The organism is Nonomuraea sp. WAC 01424 (genome assembly GCF_003947315.1).
In the GTDB taxonomy this organism is placed as follows: Bacteria; Actinomycetota; Actinomycetes; order Streptosporangiales; family Streptosporangiaceae; genus Nonomuraea; species Nonomuraea spiralis.
This window is the reverse complement of sequence record NZ_QHHZ01000008.1, coordinates 318795-344961: the sequence shown is the minus strand read 5'-3', so window position 1 is coordinate 344961 and position 26167 is coordinate 318795. Positions and strand designations below refer to the sequence as shown.

General features: G+C 71.4%; 28 protein-coding genes and 3 tRNA genes. 14 read left to right on the top strand and 17 right to left on the bottom strand.

The features are described 5' to 3' along the window. Positions 1–6 precede the first annotated feature (6 nt). Positions 7–654 carry an O-methyltransferase gene (locus DMB42_RS23740; protein ID WP_125637177.1) on the bottom strand — a complete coding sequence of 216 codons (648 nt, stop codon included), beginning with the start codon at positions 652–654 and terminating at the stop codon, positions 7–9. A 159-nt stretch (positions 655–813) separates the two neighbouring features. Here DMB42_RS23740 and DMB42_RS23735 point away from each other — a divergent pair, with 159 nt between their 5' ends. Then, on the top strand, positions 814–1458 hold the full coding sequence (locus DMB42_RS23735; protein ID WP_125637176.1) for a thioredoxin domain-containing protein: 645 nt from the start codon (positions 814–816) through the stop codon (positions 1456–1458). Positions 1459–1655: 197 nt separating this feature from the next. Then, complete coding sequence (gene cimA / locus DMB42_RS23730; protein ID WP_125637175.1) at positions 1656–3233, top strand: citramalate synthase; 1578 nt, start codon at positions 1656–1658, stop codon at positions 3231–3233. A 12-nt stretch (positions 3234–3245) separates the two neighbouring features. On the opposite strand, the gene DMB42_RS23725 is transcribed toward cimA, so the two are convergent. Together DMB42_RS23725 and DMB42_RS23720 are read right to left on the bottom strand one after the other, a co-directional pair. Next, entirely contained in the window at positions 3246–3920 is a 675-nt protein-coding gene (locus tag DMB42_RS23725; protein WP_260477890.1) for a response regulator transcription factor, read from the bottom strand. After that, on the bottom strand, positions 3917–5047 hold the full coding sequence (locus tag DMB42_RS23720) for a sensor histidine kinase (protein WP_185844831.1): 1131 nt from the start codon (positions 5045–5047) through the stop codon (positions 3917–3919). The genes DMB42_RS23725 and DMB42_RS23720 overlap by 4 nt, the downstream gene beginning before the upstream one ends. Before the next feature lie 192 nt (positions 5048–5239). Between DMB42_RS23720 and DMB42_RS23715 the strand changes: the two genes are divergently transcribed. Beyond that, positions 5240–5890, top strand: a complete 651-nt coding sequence (locus DMB42_RS23715) for a hypothetical protein (RefSeq protein WP_125637173.1) — start codon at positions 5240–5242, stop codon at positions 5888–5890. Here the strand turns inward: DMB42_RS23715 and DMB42_RS23710 are convergent. Next, complete coding sequence (locus DMB42_RS23710) at positions 5887–6744, bottom strand: aminoglycoside phosphotransferase family protein (protein WP_125637172.1); 858 nt, start codon at positions 6742–6744, stop codon at positions 5887–5889. The genes DMB42_RS23715 and DMB42_RS23710 overlap by 4 nt on opposite strands. A gap of 84 nt (positions 6745–6828) precedes the next feature. Here DMB42_RS23710 and DMB42_RS23705 point away from each other — a divergent pair, with 84 nt between their 5' ends. Beyond that, positions 6829–7560, top strand: a complete 732-nt coding sequence (locus DMB42_RS23705) for a PIG-L family deacetylase (RefSeq protein ID WP_125637171.1) — start codon at positions 6829–6831, stop codon at positions 7558–7560. On the opposite strand, the gene DMB42_RS23700 is transcribed toward DMB42_RS23705, so the two are convergent. Continuing rightward, the gene (locus DMB42_RS23700; protein ID WP_260477889.1) at positions 7557–9188 is read right to left on the bottom strand and encodes a heparinase II/III family protein; all 1632 of its coding nucleotides are present in this window, start codon (positions 9186–9188) and stop codon (positions 7557–7559) included. The two genes, DMB42_RS23705 and DMB42_RS23700, sit on opposite strands and share 4 nt — an antisense overlap. A 139-nt stretch (positions 9189–9327) precedes the next feature. Between DMB42_RS23700 and DMB42_RS23695 the strand changes: the two genes are divergently transcribed. Then, positions 9328–9924, top strand: a complete 597-nt coding sequence (locus tag DMB42_RS23695) for a cyanamide hydratase (RefSeq protein ID WP_125637170.1) — start codon at positions 9328–9330, stop codon at positions 9922–9924. Here DMB42_RS23695 and DMB42_RS23690 read toward each other — a convergent pair. From DMB42_RS23690 to DMB42_RS23660, 7 genes are read right to left on the bottom strand one after another with little or no spacing between them, the layout of a single operon-like run. Then, positions 9921–10271, bottom strand: coding sequence for an antibiotic biosynthesis monooxygenase (locus tag DMB42_RS23690; RefSeq protein WP_125637169.1), 351 nt, complete (start codon positions 10269–10271; stop codon positions 9921–9923). The two genes, DMB42_RS23695 and DMB42_RS23690, sit on opposite strands and share 4 nt — an antisense overlap. Before the next feature lie 23 nt (positions 10272–10294). Next, positions 10295–10861: a hypothetical protein gene (locus DMB42_RS23685; RefSeq protein WP_125637168.1), complete on the bottom strand. Its 567-nt coding sequence runs from the start codon at positions 10859–10861 to the stop codon at positions 10295–10297. After that, complete coding sequence (locus DMB42_RS23680) at positions 10858–11493, bottom strand: DUF6286 domain-containing protein (protein ID WP_125637167.1); 636 nt, start codon at positions 11491–11493, stop codon at positions 10858–10860. Before DMB42_RS23680 ends, DMB42_RS23685 begins: the two co-directional genes overlap by 4 nt. Then, the gene (locus tag DMB42_RS23675; protein ID WP_125637166.1) at positions 11490–11858 is read right to left on the bottom strand and encodes an Asp23/Gls24 family envelope stress response protein; all 369 of its coding nucleotides are present in this window, start codon (positions 11856–11858) and stop codon (positions 11490–11492) included. The genes DMB42_RS23680 and DMB42_RS23675 overlap by 4 nt, the downstream gene beginning before the upstream one ends. Then, positions 11855–12043, bottom strand: coding sequence for a hypothetical protein (locus tag DMB42_RS23670; RefSeq protein ID WP_125637165.1), 189 nt, complete (start codon positions 12041–12043; stop codon positions 11855–11857). The genes DMB42_RS23675 and DMB42_RS23670 overlap by 4 nt, the downstream gene beginning before the upstream one ends. 2 nt (positions 12044–12045) lie before the next feature. Continuing rightward, positions 12046–12372 (bottom strand): hypothetical protein, encoded by a 327-nt coding sequence (locus DMB42_RS23665; protein ID WP_260477888.1) that lies wholly within the window; start codon positions 12370–12372, stop codon positions 12046–12048. After that, positions 12369–12875: an Asp23/Gls24 family envelope stress response protein gene (locus DMB42_RS23660; RefSeq protein ID WP_125637308.1), complete on the bottom strand. Its 507-nt coding sequence runs from the start codon at positions 12873–12875 to the stop codon at positions 12369–12371. The genes DMB42_RS23665 and DMB42_RS23660 overlap by 4 nt, the downstream gene beginning before the upstream one ends. 166 nt (positions 12876–13041) lie before the next feature. Here DMB42_RS23660 and DMB42_RS23655 point away from each other — a divergent pair, with 166 nt between their 5' ends. Both DMB42_RS23655 and gltX read left to right on the top strand, forming a co-directional pair. Then, the gene (locus DMB42_RS23655) at positions 13042–13818 is read left to right on the top strand and encodes a fumarylacetoacetate hydrolase family protein (RefSeq protein ID WP_125637164.1); all 777 of its coding nucleotides are present in this window, start codon (positions 13042–13044) and stop codon (positions 13816–13818) included. Then, on the top strand, positions 13811–15184 hold the full coding sequence (gene gltX, locus DMB42_RS23650) for a glutamate--tRNA ligase (protein WP_125637163.1): 1374 nt from the start codon (positions 13811–13813) through the stop codon (positions 15182–15184). The genes DMB42_RS23655 and gltX overlap by 8 nt, the downstream gene beginning before the upstream one ends. Here gltX and DMB42_RS23645 read toward each other — a convergent pair. Beyond that, complete coding sequence (locus DMB42_RS23645; protein WP_125637162.1) at positions 15078–16328, bottom strand: MATE family efflux transporter; 1251 nt, start codon at positions 16326–16328, stop codon at positions 15078–15080. The two genes, gltX and DMB42_RS23645, sit on opposite strands and share 107 nt — an antisense overlap. 57 nt (positions 16329–16385) lie before the next feature. Here DMB42_RS23645 and DMB42_RS23640 point away from each other — a divergent pair, with 57 nt between their 5' ends. Then, the gene (locus DMB42_RS23640) at positions 16386–16928 is read left to right on the top strand and encodes a PadR family transcriptional regulator (RefSeq protein ID WP_125637161.1); all 543 of its coding nucleotides are present in this window, start codon (positions 16386–16388) and stop codon (positions 16926–16928) included. 49 nt (positions 16929–16977) lie between these two features. On the opposite strand, the gene DMB42_RS23635 is transcribed toward DMB42_RS23640, so the two are convergent. Further along, a complete protein-coding gene (locus tag DMB42_RS23635) occupies positions 16978–18948 on the bottom strand; it encodes a M3 family metallopeptidase (RefSeq protein ID WP_125637160.1) in 1971 nt (656 codons plus the stop codon). A gap of 166 nt (positions 18949–19114) precedes the next feature. On the opposite strand from DMB42_RS23635, the gene DMB42_RS23630 reads away from it, so the two are divergent. Continuing rightward, a tRNA-Gln gene (locus tag DMB42_RS23630) sits at positions 19115–19186 on the top strand. A 42-nt stretch (positions 19187–19228) separates the two neighbouring features. Here the strand turns inward: DMB42_RS23630 and DMB42_RS23625 are convergent. Then, positions 19229–20155: an alpha/beta hydrolase gene (locus tag DMB42_RS23625; protein WP_260477886.1), complete on the bottom strand. Its 927-nt coding sequence runs from the start codon at positions 20153–20155 to the stop codon at positions 19229–19231. A gap of 117 nt (positions 20156–20272) precedes the next feature. Between DMB42_RS23625 and DMB42_RS23620 the strand changes: the two genes are divergently transcribed. The 4 genes from DMB42_RS23620 (at position 20273) to DMB42_RS23605 (ending at position 22108) form a co-directional block, all read left to right on the top strand. Beyond that, positions 20273–21094, top strand: coding sequence for a histidine kinase (locus DMB42_RS23620; protein WP_125637159.1), 822 nt, complete (start codon positions 20273–20275; stop codon positions 21092–21094). Further along, positions 20982–21860, top strand: a complete 879-nt coding sequence (locus DMB42_RS23615) for an ATP-binding protein (protein WP_260477904.1) — start codon at positions 20982–20984, stop codon at positions 21858–21860. The genes DMB42_RS23620 and DMB42_RS23615 overlap by 113 nt, the downstream gene beginning before the upstream one ends. A gap of 80 nt (positions 21861–21940) precedes the next feature. Beyond that, positions 21941–22016 (top strand) — tRNA-Glu (locus DMB42_RS23610). Between the two features lie 19 nt (positions 22017–22035). Continuing rightward, positions 22036–22108: transfer RNA gene (locus DMB42_RS23605), tRNA-Glu, on the top strand. Positions 22109–22223: 115 nt separating this feature from the next. Here DMB42_RS23605 and DMB42_RS23600 read toward each other — a convergent pair. Next, a complete protein-coding gene (locus tag DMB42_RS23600) occupies positions 22224–23936 on the bottom strand; it encodes a hypothetical protein (RefSeq protein ID WP_125637157.1) in 1713 nt (570 codons plus the stop codon). A 58-nt stretch (positions 23937–23994) separates the two neighbouring features. After that, complete coding sequence (locus DMB42_RS23595; protein ID WP_125637156.1) at positions 23995–24711, bottom strand: IclR family transcriptional regulator; 717 nt, start codon at positions 24709–24711, stop codon at positions 23995–23997. 63 nt (positions 24712–24774) lie between these two features. On the opposite strand from DMB42_RS23595, the gene leuC reads away from it, so the two are divergent. Further along, a complete protein-coding gene (leuC, locus tag DMB42_RS23590) occupies positions 24775–26160 on the top strand; it encodes a 3-isopropylmalate dehydratase large subunit (RefSeq protein ID WP_125637155.1) in 1386 nt (461 codons plus the stop codon). Positions 26161–26167: the final 7 nt, after the last annotated feature.

Below are 26167 nucleotides of genomic sequence, written 5' to 3'. Positions count from 1 at the left end.
GGTGATCTAGTGGTTCTTCCTGATCATCGTGATGCCGTCGGCGACCGGCAGCATGACGACGCTGACCCGGGGGTCCTCGATCACCAGGTCGTTGAACTCCCTGATCTGCACCGTCGTGGTCTCCGTGCGCGACGGGTCGGCCACGTGCCCGCTGCGCAGCGTGTTGTCGGCCAGCAGCAGGCCGCCCGGCCGCAGCCGTTCGACCAGCAGCTCGTAGTAGCCGGGGTAGTTGCCCTTGTCGGCGTCGAGGAAGGCCAGGTCGACGGGCTCGTCGAAGGCGGCCAGCGTCTCCATGGCCGGGCCGAGCGTGAGCGAGACGCGGTCGGTCACGCCCGCCCGCTCCCAGTAGCGCCGGGCGATCGAGGTCCACTCCTCGCTCACGTCGAAGCAGTGCAGCCGCCCGTCCGTCAGCCCCCGCGCGATGCAGACCGACGAGTAACCGGTGAACGTGCCCACCTCGACCGCCACCGCCGGGGCCACGAGCTGGGTGAGCATGGTCAGGAACCGGCCCTGGTCGGCGGAGATCTGCATCCTCGCGGCGTCGCCCGTCGCCTCGGCGGTCTCCCGCGCCAGCTCCTCCAGCAGCAGGTCGGGCGGGGTGGAGTGGTCGAGGATGTACCGGCCCACCGCGGGGTCAAGGAGATTCGCCTTCATGTACGTCATTCTTCCCGCACAGAGATCTCTCAGCGTCATCAGGTACCAATGAGGGATCCGCTGACGGACCGCCGCGCCGGGGCCCGACCCGACCGGCTGTCCGGAGAGCGGGCCTGTCGTTGGTAGGGTCTGCGCGTTCGGTGAGCTGGAAGTGGGCGGATGATGAAGCGGTTGGTTGCGGTCGCGATCGCGTGTGCGGCGCTGGTGGTGCTGGGTGTGCTGGCCTTCTCGGAGCCGGGTGAGACAGCCGGGTCGGTACGCCTGACCAGGCAGATCGACGGTTCGATGGTCCTTGCGGACAAGTCCGGCGACGCGCCCGTGCTCGATGTCTACGAGGACTTCGACTGCCCGATCTGCAAGGAGATGCACTCCAAGGTCGACCGTACGATCCAGAAACTGGCCAAGGAGGGCAGGGTCAAGGTCGTCTACCACCCGGTGACGATCTTCCAGGACGAGCCCATGCGCTCCAACTCCATCCGCGCCGCGGCCGCCGCCCGGTGCATGCCGGAGGCGAACTGGCTGGCCTTCAGGGACGAGCTGTACGCGATGCAGCCCGCCCCGCACGGCTCGGCCTCGGGCTTCACCCTGCCGGAGCTGGTCGCGGCGGCCAGGAAGGTGGGCGCCTCGGTGGACGAGTGCGTGACCTCCCAGTCGTACGCCAAGACGCACCTGGCGGAGACCGCGAAGGTCCGCATCCAGGGCACCCCGACGGTGTTGCTCGACGGGCAGCAGCTCGGCAACGAGGTGTTCGACCCGGCAGCGCTCGAACGCGCCATCACCGGCGGCGCCGGCGTGCAAGTGTAAAGGTCATGTCCACAAGGTGAGATCAATGTGCCGAATGGTGAATCCCTGTGGCAGACTGACAAGCACCATGCTCTACGGTCTGCTCATTATCGGCAGGCGCGCCGGCTGACACAGGGACACCGCCGGCGCGCAGACCTCTCACGTCCGTGAGGGGTCTTTTTGTTTTCCAGGACACGGATCCGAAAGAAGAGAGACTCATGGCCGACGACCGCTTCCACGTCTACGACACCACGCTGCGCGACGGCGCGCAGCAGGAAGGACTCAACCTCACTGTCGTTGACAAGCTCGCCATCGCACGGCAGCTGGACAGCCTGGGCGTCGGCTTCATCGAGGGGGGCTGGCCGGGCGCCAACCCCAAGGACACAGAGTTCTTCAGGCGCGCTCGAACAGAGCTCGACCTGAAGCACGCGCAGCTCGCCGCGTTCGGTGCGACCCGCCGGGCCGGTGTGAAGGCCGCCGACGACCCCTTGGTAGCCGCTTTGCGCGAATCCGGCGCGCCGGTCGTGACCCTTGTCGCCAAGAGCCACGACCGGCACGTGGAGCTGGCCCTCCGCACGACTCTCCAGGAGAACCTCGCGATGATCCGCGACACGGTCTCTCACCTTCGTGCGGGGGGACAGCGAGTCTTCCTCGACGCCGAACACTTCTTCGACGGCTACAAGTCCAACCCAGCCTACGCGCTGGAGGTGCTCAGGACCGCCGCCGAGGCCGGGGCCGACGTCATCGCCCTGTGCGACACGAACGGCGGCATGCTGCCCGACGAGCTGGCCGAGACCGTCCACGCGGCCGTCCAGACCGGCGCCCGGGTCGGCATCCACTGCCACGACGACACCGGTTGCGCCGTCGCCAACACCCTCGCCGCCGTCAAGGCGGGCGCCACGCACGTACAGGGCTGCGCCAACGGCTACGGCGAGCGCTCGGGCAACGCCAACCTGTTCACCGTCGTCGCCAACCTCCAGCTCAAGCGCGGGTTCGACCTCGTGCCGCAGGAGTCGCTGGCGGACATGACCCGCATCGCGCACGCGATCACTGAGGTCACCAACGTCACCCCCAACTCCCACGCCCCCTACGTCGGCATGTCCGCCTTCGCCCACAAGGCCGGCCTGCACGCCAGCGCCATCAAGGTCGACCCCAACCTCTACCAGCACATCGACCCGGCCGCCGTGGGCAACGACATGCGCATGCTCGTCTCCGACATGGCCGGCCGCGCCTCCGTCGAGCTCAAGGGCCGCGAGCTGGGCTACGAGCTCACCCCGGAGCACACCAAGACCCTCGTCGAGCGCGTCAAGGAGCTGGAGGCGCAGGGCTTCACGTTCGAGGCCGCGGACGCGTCGTTCGAGCTGCTGCTGCGTGACACCGTCCAGGGGGAGCGCAGGCGCCACTTCGAGGTGGAGTCGTGGCGCGTGATCGTCGAGCGGACGAAGGGCGGCGAGCTGGTCAGCGAGGCCACCGTGAAGCTGCACACCAAGGGCGAGCGCATCGTCGCCACCGGCGAGGGCAACGGCCCCGTCAACGCCCTGGACAACGCCGTACGGCAGGGGCTGGAGCAGCTCTACCCGGAGCTGGCGAGGCTGGAGCTGGTGGACTACAAGGTCCGCATCCTCGAAGGCACCCACGGCACGGACGCCGTCACCCGCGTCCTGATCACCTCCAGCGACGACACGGCCGAATGGGCGACGGTCGGGGTGGCCGAGAACATCATCGAGGCCTCCTGGCAGGCGCTGGAGCAGGCGGTCACGTACGGGCTGCTGCGCGCCGGCCGCGACTGCGGCTGAGGCCGTACGGGCTCACGGCGGGTCTCCCGGGCGTACGAGGCCCGACTCGTAGGCGTACCGGACGATCTGGGCGCGGTCGCGGAGGGCGAGCTTGGCGAGCAGGCGGTTGATGTGGGTGCTCACCGTCGCCTCCGTGATCGACAGTGAGCCGGCGATCTCCGCGTTCGACAGGCCCCGCGCCACCAGCCGCAACACCTCCTCCTCCCGGGCGGTGACCCCGGAGGGGCTCCGGGGGGAGGCGGCCGTCGTACGGCGGTAGGTCTCGACGACGCGGCCGGTCACGGCCGGGTCGAGCAGGACGTCGCCGCGCGCGGCGCTGCGGATGGCGGCGAACAGGTGCTCCGGCGGCGACACCTTGAGCAGGAACCCGCTGACACCGGCGTGCAGGGCGAGGTCGAGGTTCTCGTCGGTGTCGTACGTGGTGAGCATGATCACCCTTGGCGGGGTGGGGGCGGCGAGGATGCGGCGGGCGGCCTCCAGGCCGTTCAGGCGGGGCATCGCGATGTCGAGCAGGACGACGTCCGGGCGCAGGCTCCGGGCCAGCTCGACCGCCCGTTCGCCGTCGGACGCCTCGCCGAGCACGGACAGGTCCGGCTGGGTGCCGATCATCAGCCGCAGCCCCGCCCTGATCATCGCCTGGTCGTCGGCGACCACCACGCCGATCCCGTCCGGGGAGGTGTGCGTCACAGGGGGAGCACCGCCCGTACGGCGAAGCCGCCCGACGGGAGCGGGCCCGCCGTCAGCGTGCCCTCGAACAGGGCGGCTCGCTCGCGCATGCCGATCAGCCCGTGCCCGCTCCCCGCGCCGGACGGCGCCCGGGGCCCGCGCGGGCCCTCGTCCACGACCTCCAGCCGCAGCTCGCCGGGCAGGTACGAGACGGTCACCGCCACCCCCGCGGGTCCCGCGTGCTTGAGCGTGTTGGTCAACGCCTCCTGGACGATCCGGTACGCCGACAGGTCCAGCCCCGGAGGCAGCGGCACACGCTCGCCCGCGACGTCGAGCCGCACGTCGAGCCCCGCCGAACGGAACTGGTCGAGCAGGTCGTCCAGCCGGTCGAGGCCGGCCTGGTGCGGCGGGTCGCCGGCGTTCGTGCCGCGCAGCAGGCCGAGCATGCGGCGCAGCTCGTCCATGGCCTCCCGGCCCGCGGCCTCCACGGTGGACAACGCCTGCCGTTCGGGCTCCTGGTCCGCGCGCAGCAGCAGCCGTACGGTGCCGGTGTGCATGGTCATCACGCTGACGCTGTGGGCGACGATGTCGTGCAGCTCGCGGGCGATGCGGGCACGTTCCTCCTGCACCGACTCGCGGGCCAGCAGCTCGCCGCGCTCGGCGGCCTGCACCGCCAGCACGCGGTGGCGGCGTACGGCCAGGCCGGTCCCGGCGGCGATGGCGCACATCACCAGGGCCACGGCGACGTCACCCGGCCCGGACGCGGGCGAGGACGTGCCCAGCATGGCCGCCACGAACACGCCCGTCGCCGCCAGCCCCGCCACCGCCTTCACGCTGTCCGGACGCACCTCCGACAGCAGCGTGCACAGCAGCACGAGCTGGGTGTAGAACTGCCAGGCCGCGGGCGGCCCGGACACCAAGGCGAACGAGCCGACGTTGGCCGCCGAGTACACGGCGAGGACGGCGAAGGGCGCGCGGGCCCGGAAGAGCACCCCGGCGGCCGTGACGAGCGAGGCGGCCAGCCAGAGGGGCAGGTAGGCGCGCGGGGAGGCCATCGAACGGGCGCTGACCTCCTCCGCGACCGCGAACAGGGCCACGACCCCCGCCACGAGCCAGTCGACGGGAGTGGGGGAACGGCGGTGGAGCATGAGGCGAGAGTAGCCTGCCCGGAATGTCGCCATGTGTCGCGAATTCCGGCCACGAGGAGAAGGTGGACCTTGGCTCCACAGGGGATCTGCGGGGGGACGGCGGTCCTCGGCGGGAAATCCGTCCGCAGGGGGACGGCGGGTGCAAGTGTGCTTTGACGACGGCCCCCGGGAACGGCGCCTACCGTGCCCGGCATGTTCCCCAACGCCCTCTCCGCCCGCCGGTTCGCGGCCGGCGCGAGCCTGATCCTCGCCCCCCTCTGCCTCATCCTCGGCATGATCACCGACCCGTCCGAGCCCGGCGTCGAGGACCCCCTGGTCTACGCGAACAACCCCGGCGCCGTAGGCGTCAGCGCGACGCTCCTGCACTACGCCTGGGTGTTGTTCGTGCCGGGCGTGCTCGGCATGGTCCACCTCGTCCGCGCCAAGGGCTCGGCACTGGCCACCGTCGCGGGCGTGCTGGCGGTCCTCGGGCTGACGAACTTCTCCTCGCTCATGATCTCCGACTTCTTCGACATCGTGCTCTTCGACGCCCTGCCGGCGGCTCAGGCCGAGAAGCTCATGCAGGACGCGGCCCAGCCCGCGATGGTCGTCGCCTGGCAGCTCCCCGGGATGATCGGGTCCTTCCTGGGCCTGGTGCTCGTCGCGGTCGCGTACGCGCGCGGCGGACTGGCCGGCTGGTGGTTCCCGGCGGGGGTGCTCGTGGGCATCGTCGTCTGGCTGTTCGGCGCGAGCTCCTGGAACCTCGTCCTGGGCATCGGCGGGCCGGTCGTCCTGCTGGCGGTGTTCGGGGCGGTCGGGGTGTCGATCATCCGCACGCCGGTCCGGCGGGAGCGGGCGGCCTAGAGCCGGTCGGGGCCGCCGTCCTCGTCCAGCCAGGCGACGACGTGCGTCACGAAGCTGTCCACGAGGACCAGAGGAGCGCCGTCGAGCAGGAACAGCGCGACGAGGTGGTCGACCCCGAACGCGCGCTCCCACGTGACGGCCCGCCGGTAGGTGCCGGCGTCGACGGCCGCGCGCAGGTTGTCCCAGCCGTGCCAGCCCATGAAGGCCGCGTCGATCGCCGGGTCGAACAGGTGGGCCCGGTCCCAGTCGAGGACGCCGACCAGCTTGCCGTTCTCGTCCCAGTGGACGTTCCCGCCGACGAGGTCGCCGTGGACGAGCGTGTCGGGGACCGGCTCCAGGGCCAGGGCGTCGGCGAGGCGCCGCCGTCCCCTGTCACGCCACCTGTCCGGGAGGCGGGGGACGACCTCCTCGGCGACGATCGTGCTCCAGCTCTCGCGGCCCGCGTACGCGCGGGGCGCGGGCAGCAGGGCCCGCAGCTCCGGCGTGACGGGCAACTCGCGTACGGACCTCAGCAGCTCGCCGATCAGGGCCGGGTCGCCCTGGCCGGCGCCGAGCCCGGCCCCCTCGATCCAGGACACCGCCACCGCCGCCCGTTCCCCGAACGTCGTCACCGGCGTCAGCGGCGTGGGCACCGCGAACGGCAGCCCGGCGGCCCCGATGGCGCGCAACACCTCGGTCCTGCGTGGCAGCGCCTCGGCCGCGGCGGGCCGCCGGCTGACCCGTACGGCCGCCACCCCCGGGATCAGCACCACGTCATGCATGCCGCCGTCGCCCAGGCGCGCCGTGTCGAGGGGCGCGTGCGGCACGAGCGCGTCGGCGATCTCCAGCAGGTCGGCGGGTACGGGCTCGCTCATCGTGATCGTCTCTTCCGGGGCCGAGGGTTCGTGTAGAGCCTAGGGGAGCCGGACCGGCGCCCGAACTCTCTAGCATGGTGGCCCATGACTTTCAGTGTGCTCGCCGTACATGCCCATCCCGACGACGAGGCGATCTGGACGGGCGGCACCCTCGCCAAATACGCCGACGAGGGCGCCAGAACGGCCGTGGTCACCTGCACCGGGGCCGAAGGCACCCTCCGGGCGCGGGAGCTGGAACGAGCCCTCGACATCCTCGGCGCGGGCGAGCCCCGGCTGCTGGGCTTCGCCGACGCGCGCAACCCCGACTCCGCCCCAGGCCGCCCGCGTTTCCTCGACGTGCCGTTCGACGAGACGGTGGGCCTGCTGGTCGGGCACATCAGGGACGTCCGGCCCGACGTCGTGCTCACCTACGACGGCTTCGGCGGCTACGGCCACCCCGACCACGTCCACGTGCACCGGGCCGCCCTGGCCGCGGTCGAGGCGGCCGGCTACGACCAGCTCTACCTCGACGCCGGCGACCCCTGGCGGCCGCACGCGCTCTACCTGGCGACCATCCCGCGCTCGGTCGTGACCTCGCACTGGCGGGCGGTCTTCGGCGCCGACCCGGAGCCCGGCCAGGCCCTGCCCGGGGTCCCCGACGACCAGGTCTCGGCCGCGCTCGACGTCTCGCGCTGGTCGGAGCGCAAGTGGGCGGCGATGCACGCCCACGAGTCGGAGGTCGGGCGCGGCGCGTCGATGACCATGCTGACCTCGCTGCCGGAGCCGGCCAGGACCCAGATGCTCTCCAACGAGTGGTACCGCAGGATCGCGTTCTAGAGCAGCCCGGCGGAGAACGTGCGGCCGTCGACCTTGAGCTTGCCGCCCGAGCAGGACACCTTCGGCGAGTCCGTCCCCGGCACGATCACCGTCAGCAGCGACTTCGCCGCCGGCGAGACCACCACGTTCGTCGGCTGCTTGGCCAGGTACGTGGGCGACACCCAGCCCAGCTTGCCGCCGCGCTCCACCTTCTGCCCGCCGATCCGCTCGCACGAGGAGAACTGCAGCAGCGTCACCTTGAAGGCGCCGTCGGCCAGCACCACCTTGCCGCCGCCGGACGAGACGACCTTGAACGAAGGGGCGAACCGCCACAGATTACGGATCTTCTTGCCCCCGGAGGCCGTGTCGAGCACCGCCATCAGGTCCTCGCCGTGGTTCACCAGCACCGAGCGCGTCCGGCTCACGCCGTAGGCGTTGTCCGTGAGCCGGAAGGCCTGCCGGTCCTTGCCGTAGGAGGTCTTGGTCAGCTTGGACGCGGTACGCGGCCGGAACCGGGCGCCCACGACCGTCGGCACGTTGTGCGCCTCGGGGGAGAGCGTCCAGTAGCGGTAGGCGCTCTTCTCGTAGGAGTGGAAACCGCCGTCCATGAGGATGTCGCGGCCCTGCGCGTAGTACGTGACGCCCAGGTGGTCCTCGTGCCCGTGGAACTTCATGCCGGGGCCGAACCTGATCGAGTAGTACGCCGAGTCCGGCTTGCCCCAGGCCGTACGGCCGTAGACGTAACCGGCCTTGTAGACCTTGACCTTCTCCTTCGGGGTGCCGGTCTCCATCTTGGGCTCGGTCTCGGCGCTGCCGTCGCCGAGCGGGGCCATGTAGCCGTTGGGCATCGTGGAGTGGGCGATGAAGTCCTTCAGCGCCTCGGCCCGCCGGCCGATCTCGGCGGGCACCTTGCGGTCGCACGCCTTCATGTTGGTCATGGCGACCTGGAGGCGGCCGTACACGTAGACGGCGTAGCGGGGGGCCTGCTCCATGAGCGCGCCCTGGGAGTCGACGTCGAGCTTGACCGTGCCGGTGAGCCGCCGGGAGGCCAGGTTCGACCAGTCGGAGCGGCCGTACCTGCAGCCGATGCCCATGAGCGCGATGTCCTGGTCGATGCCGTGGTTGTGGCCCTTCTTGTAGAGCCGGGCGTCCGACAGCAGCTTGGCGTGCTCGGCCAGGCTGTCCTTCAGCCAGCTCTCCTTGACGTGCATGCTCAGGCACAGCAGCGGCTGCGTGCGCAGCGAGACCGGGTGGTCCTTCCACACGTACGACTTGGTCGAGGCGGCGCCGCGCCTGTTGCTCGCCACCCAGTCCTTGGCGATGTCGGTGGCACGATCCAGATAACGCCGCTCGCCGGTGTTCTCGTAGGCCACGACAAGGGTGCCCATCCAGCGCAGCGACTGGAACACGAACTCCCACGACCGGTTCCGGTACGGGCTCGCCCCCCAGTTGATGTCCTTGCCCAGCTTGTACGCCGGCAGCCCCACCAGGGAGATCTCGCCCTTCATGACGTCCTCGGCCGTCGGCGTGCCGGGCAGCCAGTCACCCTGGCACTGCGCGGTACGGGTCACCTTGTCGGCGGCCTGGGCCGGGCTCACCAGCGTGCTGGTCGCGAGCGTGAGGGCAAGAGGTATCGCGAGCCGGCGCACGCCAGGGTTCCTTCCGGACAAAAAAGTGAGGGCGGGACATGCTTTCGGAATCACGATCAAGCGGTCAAGTCGCGTACCGGATCGTTAACGGGCCGATGCCCGCCGGTGCCTCCGGCAGCGCGGATGTCATGCTGGATCCGTGAGATACGACGACATCGTGATCCCTGACACGCCCGCCTGCCGGGGTGCGCTTGAGGTGGCCACGCGCTACCAGACGCCCTCGCTGCTCAACCACTCCGTGCGTGCCTACCTGTGGGCGGCGGCGTACGCGCAGACCAGGATGATCGACTTCGACGCGGAGCTGCTCTACGTGTCGTCGATGCTGCACGACCTCGGCCTGGTCGCCGAGTTCGACAGCCATACGGTGCCGTTCGAGGAGGCGGGCGGCCATGTGGCCTGGGCCTTCTGCGCGGGGGCCGGCTGGTCGCCCGAGCGCCGGCTGCGCGCCTCCGAGGTGATCGTCCGGCACATGTGGGAGGAGGTGCCGGTGGAGCAGGATCCCGAGGGTCACCTGCTGGAGCTGTCCACCGGCATGGACATCTCCGGGCGGCGTACCGAGGACATCCCCGACGGCGTGCGGCGCGAGGTGCTGGACCGTCACCCGCGCCTGGAGATCGCCAAGGAGTTCACCGCCTGCATCGCCGACCAGGGCGCGCGCAAGCCGTCGAGCTACGCCGGCCGGTTCGTCCGTGGAGGCGTCGCCGACCGCATCGCGAGCAACCCGCTCGACGCCTAACCCTTGGGTCCGGCGCTCTGCACGACGTCGAAGCTCCACACCTGGGAGCCCGTCGCCGCCGGGCCCTGGCCGTGGCCGTGGCCCTGCGACTGCTCGCCGTTGGCGGCAGCGGCCTGGGCGTGGCCGCGCTGGAACGCCTGTCCCTGCTGCCAGGTCTGGAAGTCCTCCTCGCTGCGCCAGCGCGTGTAGACGAGGTACTGGTCGGTGCCCTCGACCGGCCGCAGCAGCTCGAACCATTCGAAGCCGTCGGCCGACTCCACCATCCCCGCCCGGCCCGAGAAGCGCTTCTCCAGCTCCTCGCGCATCTCGGCGGGCACGGTCAGGACGTTGATCTTCACGATGGACAACGAGGACCCCTCTCGATGAAGCCTTAGCGCACGACCCGCTGCGTCGCAGGTGAGGGCTCCAGGCTAACGCGGGCCACCGCCGGTACGTGATCCCTGTCCAGCGCGTCCCGCAGGTTCGGCAGCGTGACCCGGGACAGGTGCTCGCTCAGCTCGCTCATCGGGGCCGCCTCGTCGGCGGCCACGCGCAGCCGCACCTCCGGCCGGCCGCGCGGGCCGACCAGGTCGGCGTCGGCGTTCAGCACGGCGGGACTGGCCTCGACGTCGGCGGCGACCGCGTGCGCCATCCCGCCCGCCGCGATCTCGGTGACCCCATCCGGCCCGTTCTCCAGGCGCAGCCGGGTACGGGCGTCCCTGCGGCCCTGCGCGATCAGCCAGCGCAGGGCGAGCAGCGCCACCAGGATCGACAGCGCGGCCACGGCCCACCACACGAGCGGGCTGTGGACGGCGAAGAACGCGCGTGTGTCCCCGTCCACGATCGGCGTGGACGGCCCCAGCAGCCCCCGCGCCAGCGTGAGGCCGCCGAGGGTGGCCAGCGCGAGGCCGACCAGGGCCAGCCCCCAGCGGTTGCCGCGTCCGGTCTTCCTGTTCATCGGCGCTCCTTGACGTTCACCGCCACCCGGTACGGCTCCACCGGGTCCAGCCCGGCGAGCCTGGTCAGCACGGCCTCGCGTACGGCCCGGCCGAAGCCCTCCCCGTTCCAGCCCGAGGTGGCGGGGGTGACGGCGACCGTACGGCCGCGGACGGTGGCGTGCGCCGAGCGCACCCCGGGCACCTCCTCGGCGGCGTGCTCCAGGGCCCTGGTGAAGCTCTTGGGACGCAGGCCGATGATCAGGTCGCGGTCGCCGGTCCGTACGGGGACCAGCCTTGGCCGTCCCGGGACCAGGGCGATGGCCACCAGCGCCAGGCCGACCAGCACGACGATCGCGGCCCCGGCCAGGAACAGCGGGTGCGACCACGGCGTCGCCGCCGCCCACGCCAGCATCCGGTCGTACGGGAGCCACCGCAACGGGCTGCCGACCAGCGCGGACACCGTCTCCGCGGCGACCAGCAGGCCCAGCAGCGCGAGCAGGACGGCGACCACGATCGCGGGCACCCGCCGCTGCGGGCGGAAGGCCCGCACCGCGGCCCGGTCGGCGACCTTGTCCCGCGGCGGCGCCCCGCCCCCCGGCGAGGCGGCCCCCGCGCCGCCGCCGGGCTCCCCGGGAGGGACGTCGGACGTCATTCCGGCTCTCCGGACAGATCGGTCATGATCACATCGAGGCGGGTGACGTCGAGGCCGGTCTGCATGGCCACGCGGTTGCGCACGTGCTCGCGCAGCCGCGCGGCGACCGCGTGCAGCGGGGCCGGGTAGGCGACGGTCACGTTCAGCCGCACCGTGGCCCGGTTCCCGCGCACCTCCGCGCTGGACGAGCGCGTCCACGGCACCCCGCCCAGCCGCGCGTCGCGCACCTCGGGGATCTCCCGCGCCGCGCAGCAGGCGATCTTGGCGACCACCCGCTCGCCGATCTCGGTACGCCCGCGCCGCCCGGGGTCGCCCGCCGGCGCCGCCCGCTGCCGGGGCACCGTCACCCGGGTGGCGGTGGTCATCTGCGCCTCGCGGTCAGGCCCGACAGGTTCACCTCGCCGGTCTCGGCGACCTTGCCGACCAGGAAGCCGACCGCGCCGAGCACGAGGACGAGCAGGAACGCGCCGAGGCCGCCGAAGGCCCCCGCGAGTCCGAGGATGATGCCGGTGGCCATGCCGATGACCGCCAGCCATGGGACGTTGCTCATGATCACTCCACCACGTCGTCGATGCGTACGTTGACAGGACGGCCGCCGGCCAGGTCCGACACGGCCCGGCGGATGTCCTCGGCGGTCTCTGGCAGCGGCCGGTCGAGGGTCGCGACGACGGCGATCGTCACCGCGTCCCCGTCGGCCGAGACGCCCATGACCCGCTCCCCGGGCAGGTACGTCGCCACCGTCCCGAACGGGCCGCCGGAGAGCCCCGCCACGCCGGGACAGGCCCGTACCCGTTCGGCCAGGACCTCTGCCTCCGCCTTGGCCCCGGCCCCGGGTTCGGCTTCACCTTCGGCGTGGGCCGTGGGGCCCGGCCGGCTCATCGGACCCGGGGCTCCGGCTGTCCCGCGTCGTCGAGGAGCGGCCCGTCGCCCCGGTCGCGGTCCCTGTCGTGGTCTCTGTCGCGGTCCTGGCCGGGCAGGTGCACGTCGTCCACCCTGATGTTGACCTCGGTCACCTCAAGGCCGCACATGCGCTCGACCGCCGCGATGACGTTCCTGCGTACGGCGGCGGCCAGGTCGGGGATGGCGGTGCCGTACTCGGCGACCAGGTCCATGTCCACGGCGGCCTGCCGCTCGCCGACCTCGACGGACACGCCCTGGGCGACGTTGCGTTCCCCGCCGACCATGCCGCGCATGTTGCCGAACGCCCTGGCGGCGCCGCCGCCCATGGCGTGCACGCCGGAGACCTCGCGTGCGGCCAGGCCGGCGATCTTGGCGACGACGACGTCGTCGATGCTGGTCGTGCCCTTGTCGGTGACCAGCGAGGTCGCCGGGCCGCCGTCCTGCGTTCTGGCCCGCGGTACGGCAGAAGTCTGGTTGACCATCGTGTCCGGCACGTTCCGTCACCCCCCAAGAAGTCTCTAGTAAGCAGAGATATCCCCTTAACCGCCACCAATGCCTTACAAAACGGACTCTGGGGGCATTTGTGGAGGGTTCCTGACTTTTTTGGCGGTGGGCGGAGCCTTGCGGCGGCGGCGATAGCCTTGTCAGGTGCGTATAGCGAGGTTCTCCACAGGCGAAGGCGTGTCGTTCGGCGTGGTCGAAGGCGGTCCTGGAGAGGAGTTCGTCTCCACGGTCTCCGGCCATCCGTTCGGCCAGGTGCAGTTCACCGGCGAGCGCTTCCCGCTGTCCCAGGTGAAGCTGCTGGCCCCGATGCTGCCGAGCAAGGTCGTCGCCATCGGCAGGAACTACGCCGAGCACGCCCGCGAGATGGGCAACGAGGTGCCCGACGAGCCGCTCATCTTCATGAAGCCGTCCACGTCGGTGATCGGTCACGGCGAGGCCATCGCCTACCCGACCTCGCTGTCCGACCGGGTCGACTACGAGGGCGAGCTGGCCGTCGTGATCGGCAGGCTCTGCCGCGACGTGCCCGTCGACCGCGTCAAGGACGTCATCTTCGGCTACACCTGCGCCAACGACGTCACCGCCCGCGACCTGCAGAAGAAGGACGTGCAGTTCACCCGGGCCAAGAGCTTCGACACGTTCTGCCCGCTCGGGCCGTGGATCCAGACCGATCTCGACGCGAGCGACCTCGCGCTGACCACCACGGTCAACGGCGAGATCCGGCAGAGCGGCCGCACGAGCCAGCTCATCAACGACATCCCCGCGCTGGTCGCCTACGTCAGCGCGGTCATGACGCTGATCCCCGGCGACGTCATCCTGACCGGCACCCCGGCAGGCGTCGGCCCCCTCGACATCGGTGACGAGGTCAGCGTCGGCATCGAAGGCATCGGCACACTCACGAACAAGGTGGTCTCCCGTGACTGATCTACGGGTGCGTTTCGCCCCGTCCCCGACCGGCATGTTCCACGTCGGCGGCGCCCGTACGGCGCTGTTCAACTGGGCACTCGCCGAACAGTCCGGCGGCCGCTTCGTCCTGCGCATCGAGGACACCGACGCCACGCGCAACCGTCCGGAGTGGACCGAGGGCATCATCTCCGCGCTCGACTGGATCGGCATCAACGGCACCAACCCGGTGTTCGAGGGCCCCTACTTCCAGTCGGCCTACGAGCCGCAGCACCGCGAGGCCGTGGCCAAGCTGCTGGCCGACGGCAAGGCGTACCACTGCGACTGCACCCGCGAGGCGCTGGTGGCCCGCACCGGCTCCGAGCACAAGGGCTACGACGGCTTCTGCCGCGGGCGCGGCCTGACCGAGGGCGCGGTGCGCTTCCGCACCCCCGACGAGGGCGTCACCGTCGTCGAAGACCTGATCAGGGGCAACGTCGAGTTCCCCAACGAGGCCCAGGAAGACTTCGTGATCGCCCGCACCGACGGCTCGCCGCTCTACGTGCTGGCCAACGCGGTCGACGACATCACCCAGGGCATCACCCACGTCGTACGCGGCGAGGAGCACCTCGGCAACGCCGCCAAGCAGGTGCTGCTGTGGCCGGCGCTCGGCTCGACCCCGCCGGTCTGGGCCCACCTGCCGGTGATCGTCAACGAGCAGCGCAAGAAGTTGTCCAAGCGCCGCGACAAGGTGGCCCTGGAGGACTACCGCGACGAGGGCTACCTCGCCGAGGCCATGGTCAACTACCTCATGCTGCTCGGCTGGGGCCCCGGCGAGGACCGCGAGATCATGCCGTGGGCGGAGATGGTCCCGCTGTTCAAGCTTGAGGACGTCAACTCCGCCAGCGCCTTCTTCGACGAGAAGAAGTTGCGGGCCTTCAACGGCGAGTACATCAGGGCGCTGCCGCTGGAGACCTTCGAGGAGCGCTGCGCGCCCTACCTCGACCCCACCTGGGACCGCGAGCTGTTCAGCAAGGTCGCGGCCCTGGCCCAGACCCGCATCGGCGTGCTGGCGGAGATCAGGCAGAACGTCGACTTCCTCTTCCTCGACGAGCCCGCCTTCGACCAGCCCTCCTGGGACAAGGCGATGAAGAACTCCCCGGTGGAGATCCTCACCGCCTACCTCGACCGCCTGGAGGTCGTCAACTGGGACCCGGAGTCGCTCAAGGAGGCTCTGGAGGAGGTCGGCGTGCCGCTCGGGCTGAAGCTGGGCAAGACCCAGGCCCCGGTGCGCGTGGCGATCACCGGCCGGACGGTGGGCCTGCCGCTGTTCGAGTCGATCGAGGTGCTCGGGCGCGAGCGCTCCATGGAACGCCTGCGGGCGGCGCTAGCGCGCCTGCGAGGCTGAGCGACGACCCGACGGCCATCGACAACCACACGCCCGTGACGCCGAGCCACGAGCTCAGCAGAAAGGCGAGGGGCAGCTGCACCGCGAAGCCCGCCAGCGTGGCGGCGAGCAGGCGGCTGCCCCTTCCGCTTGCCTGGAGCACCCCGCCCACGGCGATCAGCCCGCCGAACGGCACCAGATAGAGCGTCATCCACCGCAGGAACCCCACGGCCACCCCCGGATCACCGGTGAACAACCCGGCCGCGGGCACCGCCACCACGTTGAGCACGACCGCGACCGCCGCCCCGGTCAGCAGCCCGAGCTTCAGCGGTGACCCGGCCGGCTCCGACCGCGCGGTACGGATCATCGCCGCCTGGCGCAGCGCGTAGAAGACCATGACCCCCGCGAGCATGATCTTCTGGCCGATGCCGTACCCGGCGACCTCGGCGGTGCCGAACCCGGCCACGATCTCCACCAGCGCCATGCCGACCATGGAACGCGCCAGGAAGTCGCCGGACATGGGCAGGCCGGTCCGCAACACCTCACCCGCCAGCAGGCCGTCGCCGCGGGCGGCGCGCAGGCGTACGAGGGAGGTGACCGCCACCGCGAGCGTGACCAGCCGCGCAGCCACGGTGGCCAGCGCGGCCCCCTGGACGCCCAGGTCCAGGCCGTAGATGAACAGCGGGTCCAGGGCGACCACCAGAACGTTGCAGATCAGCGCGTTCCGCATGGGGATCTTCGTGTTGCCCAGCCCTTTCATGATCCCGTCCACGACCGTCTGGGCGAAGAAGACCGGCAGCCCGCCCAGCGAGACCAGGAAGAACCCGGCCGTCAGCCCGGGATCGTCGGTGAACAGGGCCGCCAGCGGCTCGCGCAGCAGCACGCCCGGGACGGCGACGGCGACCGAGAACGCCGCCCACAACACCCAGCCCGTCCTGATCACCGGCCCGATCGGCGCGTGCCCGTCACGCCGCCCGATGAGCACGGTCACCCCTGTCGGGACCGCCAGGAACAGGCCGTAGGCCAGGTATTCGGCCGTGGTGCCCACGGTGACGGCGGCGATGGCGGCCTCCCCGAGCCCCGAGACCCACAGCAGGTCGATCACCCCCACCGCGACCACGGCCGTGAGCAGCTCCACGTAGATGGGGAGGGCCAGCCTGAACATGTCTCGTACCTCGATTCGTTGTACCTCGTTTAGAGGTATAGCGTTACGATGCACGGCATGGCAAGCGGCGGGGATCTGTCCCTCACCATCCTGGGATTCCTGAACGAGCGGCCCATGCACGGCTACGAGCTCAAGGCGCGCCTGACGGCGCTCACGGGCCACCTGCGCCCGGTCAGCGACGGCGCCCTCTACCCCGCCATCTCACGGCTGGAGGCCAAGGGCCTGGTGGAGCGGCACGAGGAGGCGGGCGCGGCGGCGGCACGCAGGCAGGTGCTGACCCTCACCGCGCAGGGTCGCGAGGAGCTGCTGCGGCGGCTGCGCGAGCCGGGCGATCTGGACATCAGCGACCAGACGCGCTTCTTCGCCCTGCTGACGTTCCTGTCGGCGTTGCCCGACCGCGCCGACCAGGCCAGGGTGCTGCGTCGCAGGCTGGCCTTCCTGGAGGCCCCCGCGAGCTTCTTCTACGAGGGCGGCCGGCCGGTCCGGATCAAGGACGAGCCCGACCCGTACCGGCGGGGGATGCTGGAGATCGCCCGCGCGTCGAGCCGGGCGGAGAAGGAATGGCTCCGGCAGCGCGTCGATGAGCTGCCGGAGCCGTAGGGGTTGGCGATCGGTCGAGGCCGCGGCGGGAATCCGTGGGGAGAGGCGGTCAGTCGAGGCCGCGGCGGGCCAGCAGCGGCTGGATGCCCGGCTCGCGCCCGCGGAAGTTGCGGAAGGCGGTCAGCGGGTCGATGCTGCCGCCCCTGGAGAGCAGCTCACGGCGGAAGTGGTCGCCGTTCGCCCTGGTCAGGCCGCCGTTCTCCTTGAACCACTCCACGCTCTCGGCGTCGAGCACCTCGCTCCAGATGTAGGAGTAGTAGCCGGCGCTGTAGCCGCCGGCGAAGATGTGCGCGAAGTAGTTGGTCCGGTACCGCGGCCGCACCAGCGCCACGTCGATCCCGGCCGCCTCCAGGGCCGCCTGCTCGAACGCCTGCGCGTCGGCCACCTGCTCGCCGGCCGCCAGCTTGTGCCAGGCCCAGTCGAGCAGCGTGGCCGCCAGGTACTCGACCGTCTTGAAGCCCTGGTTGAACTTGTCGGCCGCGTTCAGCTTCTCCACCAGCTCGGCGGGCATCGGCTCGCCCGTCTCGTGGTGCTTGGCGTAGTTGGCCAGGATCTCCGGCCAGGTTCCCCACATCTCGTTGACCTGCGAGGGGTACTCGACGAAGTCGCGCGGCACGCTGGTGCCCGACACCCGCGGGTAGCGCACCTCGGAGAACAATCCGTGCAGCGCGTGGCCGAACTCGTGGAAGGCGGTGTTCACCTCGTCGTACGTCAGCAGCGTCGGCCCCGAGGCCGGCTTGGTGAGGTTGAGGTTGTTCATGACCACCGGCAGCTCGTCGAACAGGTACGACTGGTCGACGAGGTTGTTCATCCACGCCCCGCCGCGCTTGTTCGCCCTGGCGTACGGGTCGAGCAGGAACAGCCCGAGCGGGCCGCCGTCCTCGTTGAACACCTCGAAGACGGCCACGTCGGGGTGGTAGCCGCGCAGGTCGGGCCGTTCGGTGAAGGTGATGCCGTAGAGCCGGGTGGCGGCGAAGAACACACCGTCCCTGAAGACCCGGTCGAGCTCGAAGTAGGGCCGCATGGCGTCGGCGTCGAAGTCGTAGCGGGCCAGCCGCACCTTCTCCGAGTAGTACGACCAGTCCCACGGCTCGATCTCGAACCCGGCCTGCTCGGTCAGCGCCTCGGCCTCCTTGGCGACGTTGCGCACGGCCGGGCCGACGACCTGGCCGAGCATCGCCTCGACCGCCTCGACGGTCTTGGCCGTCTGGTCGGTCACCGAGTAGGCGCCGTGGTTGGGGAAACCGAGCAGCGCGGCCCGTTCGGCCCGCAGCGTGGCCATCCGGGCGGCCCGCTCGAAGTTGGCCGGGGCGCGGCCGGCGCTCAGCTCGTACAGGCGGCGGCGCACGTCACGGTCGGTGAGCTGGGCCAGGCCGGGCTGGTTGGTGAAGTTCAGCAGCGGCAGCGCGTACGTGCCGTCGTCCTGGCGCAGGGACTCGATCCTGGCCTCGTCGAAGCCGTCGAGCTCCTTGGCGTCGGTGACGACCAGCGCCGCCTCCGTGGACGCCTTGAGCAGGGTCTGCGCGAACTCGGTCGACAGCTTCGACAACTCGGCGTTGAGCTCGCGCAGCCGGTCCTGCTCGGACTCCGACAGATCGGCCCCGGCCCGGACGAAGTCCTCCCGGTACTTCTCCAGCAGCCACGCCTCCTCGGCGTCGGACGTGCTGACCTGCTTGATCCGGGCCCACAGCGCCCGGTTGAGGCGGATCGCGTCGCTGTGCGCGGTCAGCTTCGGGGAGATCTCCTGCTCGATCTCCATGATCCCGTCGCTGGAGTTGGACGCGGCCATGCTGAAGAAGACCGTGGCCGTGCGGCCGAGGATCCGCCCCGAACGCTCCAGGGCCGCGATCGTGTTGCCGAAGGCGGGCGGCTCGGTGCTGTTCGCGATCGCGTCGACCTCGGCCAGCTGGTCGGCCATGCCGCGCTCGAACGCGGGCAGGTAGTGCTCCTCGCGGACGTCGGCGAACGGCGGCAACTGGTAGGGCAGGCTGCTCGGGGCGAAGAACGGGTTCTCAGCCAACGCTGGGGCTCCTCCACGTGGTGTTTTGTCCCCTTCAGCTTGGCACGTCGGAGCCCGTGCTGCAGGCCGCCGGACACCGCTTCGGCAATCGTTTTGGTCTTACCCCCCGAGCTGGGCTATTCTTTCGGACGTCGCCAAGCGCGCTCCGAGAAGGAGTTCGCAGCGGTGGGGTATGGTGTAATTGGCAGCACGACTGATTCTGGTTCAGTTAGTCTAGGTTCGAGTCCTGGTACCCCAGCAAGTTCCTGAAACGGATGTCTCCACGGAGATGTCCGTTTTTTCATTTCGCGAGCCCGTCGAGGATCTCGCTGATCCTCCTGTACTCCGCCGCCGTCGCCGCGTGCCCGGCCTCGACCGTGCGCACCTCGAACGGGTTGTCCGGGGTCACCGCGTCCGCCTCCCTGATCATGCGGTCCTGCAGCGCGAGCGGGATCATCCGGTCCCGCGTGTGCCTGATGTACGTCCGCGGCACCCGTCCCCAGGCGTTCTTCCTGCCGCGCGCGTCCGCGGCGGAGACCAGCAGGCTCTCGTCCGGCAGCAACGTGTTGAGCATCGCCAGGAACTCGCCCTCGCTCGCCCCGGCCATCAGCGCCTCCTTGGCCGCCGCCAGGAACGCCCGGTCGGCCGTCCGCCAGTTCATCCGCACCGCCCCGAGCGCGACCGGGTCGCCGACCAGCCCGGCGGCCAGCCCCTTCGCCAGGCTCGTGGCGGCCTCGGGGGTGTCCAGGTACGCCGCCGGCGAACGCAGCCCGGTGCAGCAGAACGCCGTGTCGTAGACCAGCCGGTCGATCAGGTGGGGCACCTCGTCGGCCGCTTTCGTGACCGCCGCCCCGCCGAGGCTCCCGCCCACCAGCACGACCGGGCCGTGGGCGGCCACCCTGCGGACGACGTTCACGGTGGCCTCGACGTAGTCGTCCAGGGTGACGCCGGACACCGGTGAGGGCGCCGCAGCCAGCGTCCCCAGGTCCTGGGGCGCCTGGTAGGCGAGGCCGAACTGCTCGGCGGGCCCGTGGCCGGGCAGCTCGACGCCCACGGTGCGGTGCCCGCGCAGCGTCAGCTCCGGATCCCCCATGGCCACGCCGTTGGCCCCGGTCACGAACACGAACGTGGTCACCCGCCCGCGCGGCCGGGCGATCGCGTCCACGCCGGCCGCCGCCCCGGCGACTGCGGCGGCCTGGAACACACTTCTCCGTGTCGGATTGTTCATGTGCCGATGTTCGCCGAGGTCGGCGCCCGTGCGCATCGACCGCGCGGCCATCCGTACGGTGGAGCCCGCCCATCCACCGATCGGCCGATCCCGGGGACGGCGTGCCAGGCTGGAGCCGTGAGCCGGACACGGGGACGCGAGCGCCTGCTCCACGCCGCGCTCGCCTACGGGCTGCTGGCGGTCTCCGCCGTCGCCGCCGCCGTCATGGGCGACCCGCCGGCCGGCTCCAACGCCCTGGCCGCCGCCGCGCCCTGGCTCGTCGCCCCCTGGCCCGTCCTGGCCGTCGCCGCCGCGCTGGCGGCCGGGAACCCGGCCTTCGTCGTGTTCGCCTCGCTCGGCCACCCTCTGGCCGTCGCCCTGCTTCCCACCCGCCTGGTGATGGCGGGCGTCACACTCACCGCCGTGGTCGTCGTCGCGGCCCAGGCCGGTCCCGGCGCGCCCGCCGGGCTGTTCGCCGTGGCCGGCGGCATCGCCGTCGCGCTGGTCCTGGCCGGCTGGTACGTCTCCGCCGAGTCCGACAAACGCCGCCGGCTGATCGGCGAGCTGCGTACCGCGATGGCCGAGAACGCGGACCTGCACGCCAGGCTCCTCGACCAGGCCAGGCGGGCGGGCGTGCTCGACGAGCGCCACCGCGTGGCCGGCGAGATCCACGACACCGTCGCCCAGGACCTCGCGGCCCTGATCGGCCAGCTCGGCGCGGCCGACCGCGAGGCTCCCCGACGCGCTCGGCCGCATGGCCGGGTCGTGGGCCCAGACCGCGGGCGTACGCCTCGACGTCGAGGTGACCGGCACCCCGGTGGCCCTGGCCGCCGGCGTCGAGGCCACGCTGTTCCGCATCGCCCAGGAAGCGCTGGCCAACGTCGCCAAGCACGCCGATGCCACCAGGACGGCCCTGACTCTGTCGTACACGGACGAAGTCGTCATGCTCGACATCCGTGACGACGGGCGCGGATTCGTCCCGCAGGCGGCCGCTGACGGCTTCGGGCTGGAAGGCATGCGACGCCGGGCCCGCGCCGTGGGTGGCACCCTGGAGGTCGAGACCGGGCCGGGCCGGGGGACCGCCGTGGCCGCGGCCGTCCCGAAGCCTTCCGCCGCGGGCTGCTCGGCGGGTAGCGTCTGCGGGCCCATGGACGAATTCCGTATGCGCGGGGGCGGCCTGGCCCGCTTCGCCGCCCCGTTCGCCGCACCCCTCGTGCTCTTCTTCGCCGTCTGCCTGCTGCTCGGGGCCGTCCTCACCGGCAGCTCCGCGCTGGGCGTGGTGATCGGCGCGCTCGCCACGGCGGCCCTGTTCGGGGTGCTCGCCGTCAAGCACCGCCGCCTGGTCGCGGGCACCGTGGTGCGATTCTCGGACGAGGGCGTCGAGCTGGCCGACTCCCGCGGCTTCCGGGTACGCCTGCGCTGGCCCGACCTCACCAGGATCGACGTGGTGGACACGCAGTTGGCCGACCCCAGGAGCATGGGCCGCCCCGGCGGCGCCCGCGTACGGGTCCAGGCCCTGCGCTCGGTCGGGCTGGTCGGCTGGGGCGAACGTACACTCCCGCCGCGCGTACCCGGCTGGATGCGCGAGCGCCTGGCCCGCGTGCCCGCCGACCCCGCCACCGGACGCCCCGAGGTCGCGATCCCGCTGGGCGAGATCGACCCGCTGTGGGAACGCGGCCCGATGGGCGACTGGGTGCGCCGCCACAGGCCCGATCTGATGCGCTGATAAGCGGTTTGGTTGTGGTCTGCGGGGTGCGGTAGAGTTACCTGCGTCGCCGGGGAGACCCGGCACCAGCTTGTAAACAGGGTCCCGTCGTCTAGTGGCCCAGGACGCCGCCCTCTCAAGGCGGTAGCGCCGGTTCGAATCCGGTCGGGACTACCACTGTCTCAAGCTGCGCGAAGGTCCCGTCGTCTAGTGGCCCAGGACGCCGCCCTCTCAAGGCGGTAGCGCCGGTTCGAATCCGGTCGGGACTACGTCTTACCCAACGCTCCGATGCGTCAAGCATCCGGGGCGTTTTCGCGTTGTACGGGCCCGTCAACGCCGGGCGGGGCCCCCACGCGATGTCACGCGGGGCCCCGGCCGATCGGATCACGCCGAGGAACGCGCCTTGAACAGGGCGCGGCGGGCCGCCTTGGCGATCTGCTTGTCGGGGTGGACCTGCGAGATCAGATCCAGCAGCTCCTCCACGTGCGCGTGCGGGATCTTCCAGATCACCTCGAGCAGACCGTTGACCATGTCGGGGCCGATGTCCTGCAGGCTGCTGACGAACTCCGAACGCCCCAGCCCGGCCGAGATCGTCCACATGTCGAGGATCAGCCAGTGGGTGTCGTCCTGGGTGGGCTCGGGCGCGCCCTCGACGCCGAGCTGGCTCAGGTGCGTGGCCGCGTAGGGCCGCAGGGACGGCTGCTTGAGCGCCGCCTGCCAGGCCGGTACGGCGGCCTCGCCGAGGGTGCCCACCACGCTGGCCGCCTGTACGCGGATCAGCGCGTCACTCTCGTCCTCGGCCGCCGCGTCGAGCAGCTCCTCGGCGGCCTTCTCCGGCTCCCTGAGCCGCATCCAGGCCGCGAACTCGGCGTCGGCCTCGTCCTCGGGCAGCTCGGCGCTGAGCGCGAGCAGCTCGTGGGCGCTCATCGACTCGATCGCGGGCCGCGCGTCGACCTCGATGTCGGCGTCGTCCACCAGGTGGACGACGCCTTCGGTGCCGAGCGGGGTGAGGCTCACCGTGGTGCCCTCGACCGCGACCATGCCGTAGCCGACCAGCCAGTCGATGGCGGGGGCCAGCGGGTCGCCGGCCGCCTCCCAGGCGTCGCCGCCCAGCTCGTCGAGGTCGGCGGCGGCCTCGGCCAGCTCGCGGGCCAGCTCGTCGCGCTCGCGCGAGCCGCCGGCCAGCAGCAGCCTGACCAGCAGGCCCCGGGTCAGGCCGGCCAGCGCCATGGTGAGGTCGTCGTCGTCGAGCTCGGGGTCGCCGTAGTCGACCGAGTGCAGGGCGAGCATCCAGGCGTCGAGGACGTCCTCGTCGTCGTCGAACGGCCACTCGGCGGTGTCGTCCTGGACGGCCACCGTGTTGCCCTCGCCCGGTTCGAGGAACTCCAGGTCGACAGCCAGGTTCCAGATGTTCCACAGGTAGGGGACGGCCTCGGCGACCGGACCGTCGGTCTCGGGCCTGGGCAGGCCGATGACGGTCAGGGCCTCCTCCACCTCGGCGTCGGTGAGCAGGGTGTCCTCACCGACGCGGCGGCCGGAGCCCACCCACAGCGCCAGGTCGCGGGCCTTGGCGACCAGCGGCGACTGGCGGGCGGCCGCGGCAAGCTCGGAGTCGGGCCGCAGCCTGATCGTGTCGAGCTCGGCCAGCTCGTCGGCGAACGCCTCGAAGTCGCCCAGGTCGCCGGTCTCCTCCTCGTCGTCACCCGCGCCGTCCTCGTCGAGCAGGTCTTCCATGAGCTCGACGAACTCGTCCTCGACGTCGTCGAGCTCGGCCTGCAACTCGGCGAGCGAGTCGGAGCCCTTGGCGAGCCTGCCGGTCTGGGAGAGGAACGTCAGGTACGCGTCGACGGCGGGAAGCATGCCGTCGGCGGCGGCGTCGGGATCCTCCACGACCTTCGGCATGCGGTCGAGCAGCAGGTTGCGCAGGTCGGCACGCTTCCACGTGCCGAGGTCCTGCGAGAAGGCGAGACGGTGCCAGAGAGCGGCGGGCCCCACGAGCTCGGGGTCGCTGTCGGGCGCGTTGGAGCGCGCCCACATGATGAACTCTTCGAGCAGGGGTCGCAGCTCAGTGGCGGCTACCTCGATGCGATCTGTCACGCACTCAGGCTAGTGCGCCCACGAGGCAGTCGGCCCCCGAAATACGAGCTTTCGCCGATCATGACGTGCGGCGCATGGCCTCGGTGATGCGTTCGGCGGCCGCCATGACGGGAACGGCGTGCAACCGGCCGGGCGCCCGGGTGAGCCGTTCAATGGGTCCGGAGACCGAGACGGCGGCGATCACCTTGCCCCCGCTGCCCCTTATGGGGGCCGACACGCTGGCCACCCCCTGCTCACGCTCGCCGACGCTGTGGGCCCACCCGCGCCGCCGTACGGAGGCCAGGGTGGCGGCGGTGAACTTGGCGCCGCGCAGGCCCCTGTGCAGCCGGTCGGGCTCCTCCCAGGCCAGCAGGATCTGGGCCGCCGAGCCCGCCGTCATGGGCAGCGCCGACCCCACCGGGACGGTGTCGCGCAGGCCGCTGGCCCGCTCGGCCGCCGCCACGCAGACCCGCTCGTCACCCTGGCGGCGGTAGAGTTGCGCGCTCTCGCCGGTCAGGTCGCGCAGCTGGATCAGCACGGGCGAGGCCACCGCGAGCAGCCGGTCCTCGCCGGCCGCCGTGGACAACTCCGACAGCCGCGGCCCGAGCACGAATCTTCCCTGTGTGTCGCGACTCACGATCCGGTGGTGCTCAAGGGCGACGGCCAGCCGATGGGCCGTGGGGCGGGCCAGGCCGGTGGCCTGGACGAGCTGAGCCAGGGAAGCGGGACCCGCTTCGAGGGCATTGAGTACAAGAACGGCCTTGTCGAGTACTCCGACTCCGCTAGAGTTGTCCATACACCGATACTGCCGTCTCGACATATGAGAAGGCAAGTCGGGGGCAATCTCAAGGAGGAGATCATGGGCCGCACACTGGCCGAGAAGGTCTGGGAGCAGCACGTCGTCCGCCGTGCGGAGGGCGAACCCGACCTGCTCTACATCGACCTGCACCTCATTCACGAGGTGACCAGCCCGCAGGCGTTCGACGGACTCCGTCTCGCCGGCCGGAAGGTGCGACGCCCCGATCTCACCATCGCCACCGAGGACCACAACGTCCCGACCGTGCTCGGCCCGATCTCCGACCCGGTGTCCAAGACCCAGGTCGAGACGCTGCGCAAGAACGCCGCCGAGTTCGGCGTCCGGCTGCACCCGATGGGCGACGCCGGCCAGGGCGTGGTGCACATCATCGGCCCGCAGTTCGGCCTGACCCAGCCGGGCATGACGATCGTGTGCGGCGACTCCCACACCTCCACCCACGGCGCCTTCGGCGGCATCGCGTTCGGCATCGGCACCTCCGAGGTCGAGCACGTCCTGGCCACGCAGACGCTGCCCGCCTACCGGCCGAAGACCATGGCCATCGAGGTCTCGGGCGAGCTGCCCGCCGGCGTCACCGCCAAGGACCTGATCCTGGCGATCATCGCCAAGATCGGCACCGGCGGCGGCCAGGGCTACATCGTCGAGTACCGCGGCGAGGCCGTGCGCAAGCTCTCCATGGAGGGCCGCATGACCGTGTGCAACATGTCCATCGAGGCGGGCGCCCGCGCCGGCATGATCGCGCCGGACGAGACCACGTTCGCCTACCTCAAGGACCGCCCCCACGCCCCCAAGGGCGAGGCGTGGGTCCAGGCCGTCGAGTACTGGAAGTCGCTGCGCACCGACGACGACGCCGTGTTCGACAAGATCGTGGAGATCGACGCCACGACCCTGACCCCGTACGTCACGTGGGGCACCAACCCCGGCCAGGGCCTGCCGCTGGGCGAGTCCGTGCCGAACCCCGACAGCTTCGCCGACCCGGTCGAGCGCTCGGCCGCCGAACGCGCGCTGGAGTACATGGGCCTGACCGCCGGCACGCCGCTGCGCGAGATCGAGGTCGACACCGTCTTCGTCGGCTCGTGCACCAACGGCCGCATCGAGGACCTGCGCTCGGCCGCCGAGATCCTGCGCGGCCGCCAGGTCACCACCCGCACGCTGATCGTGCCCGGCTCGATGCTGGTCAAGCTCCAGGCCGAGCAGGAGGGCCTGCACGAGGTCTTCAAGGCCGCCGGCGCCGAGTGGCGCGAGGCCGGCTGCTCGATGTGCCTCGGCATGAACCCCGACACCCTCGCGCCCGGCGAGCGCAGCGCCTCCACCTCCAACCGCAACTTCGAGGGCCGCCAGGGCAAGGGTGGCCGCACCCACCTGGTCTCGCCGCAGGTCGCCGCCGCGACCGCCGTCACCGGCCGCCTGACCGCCCCCGCCGACCTGTAAGGAGAAC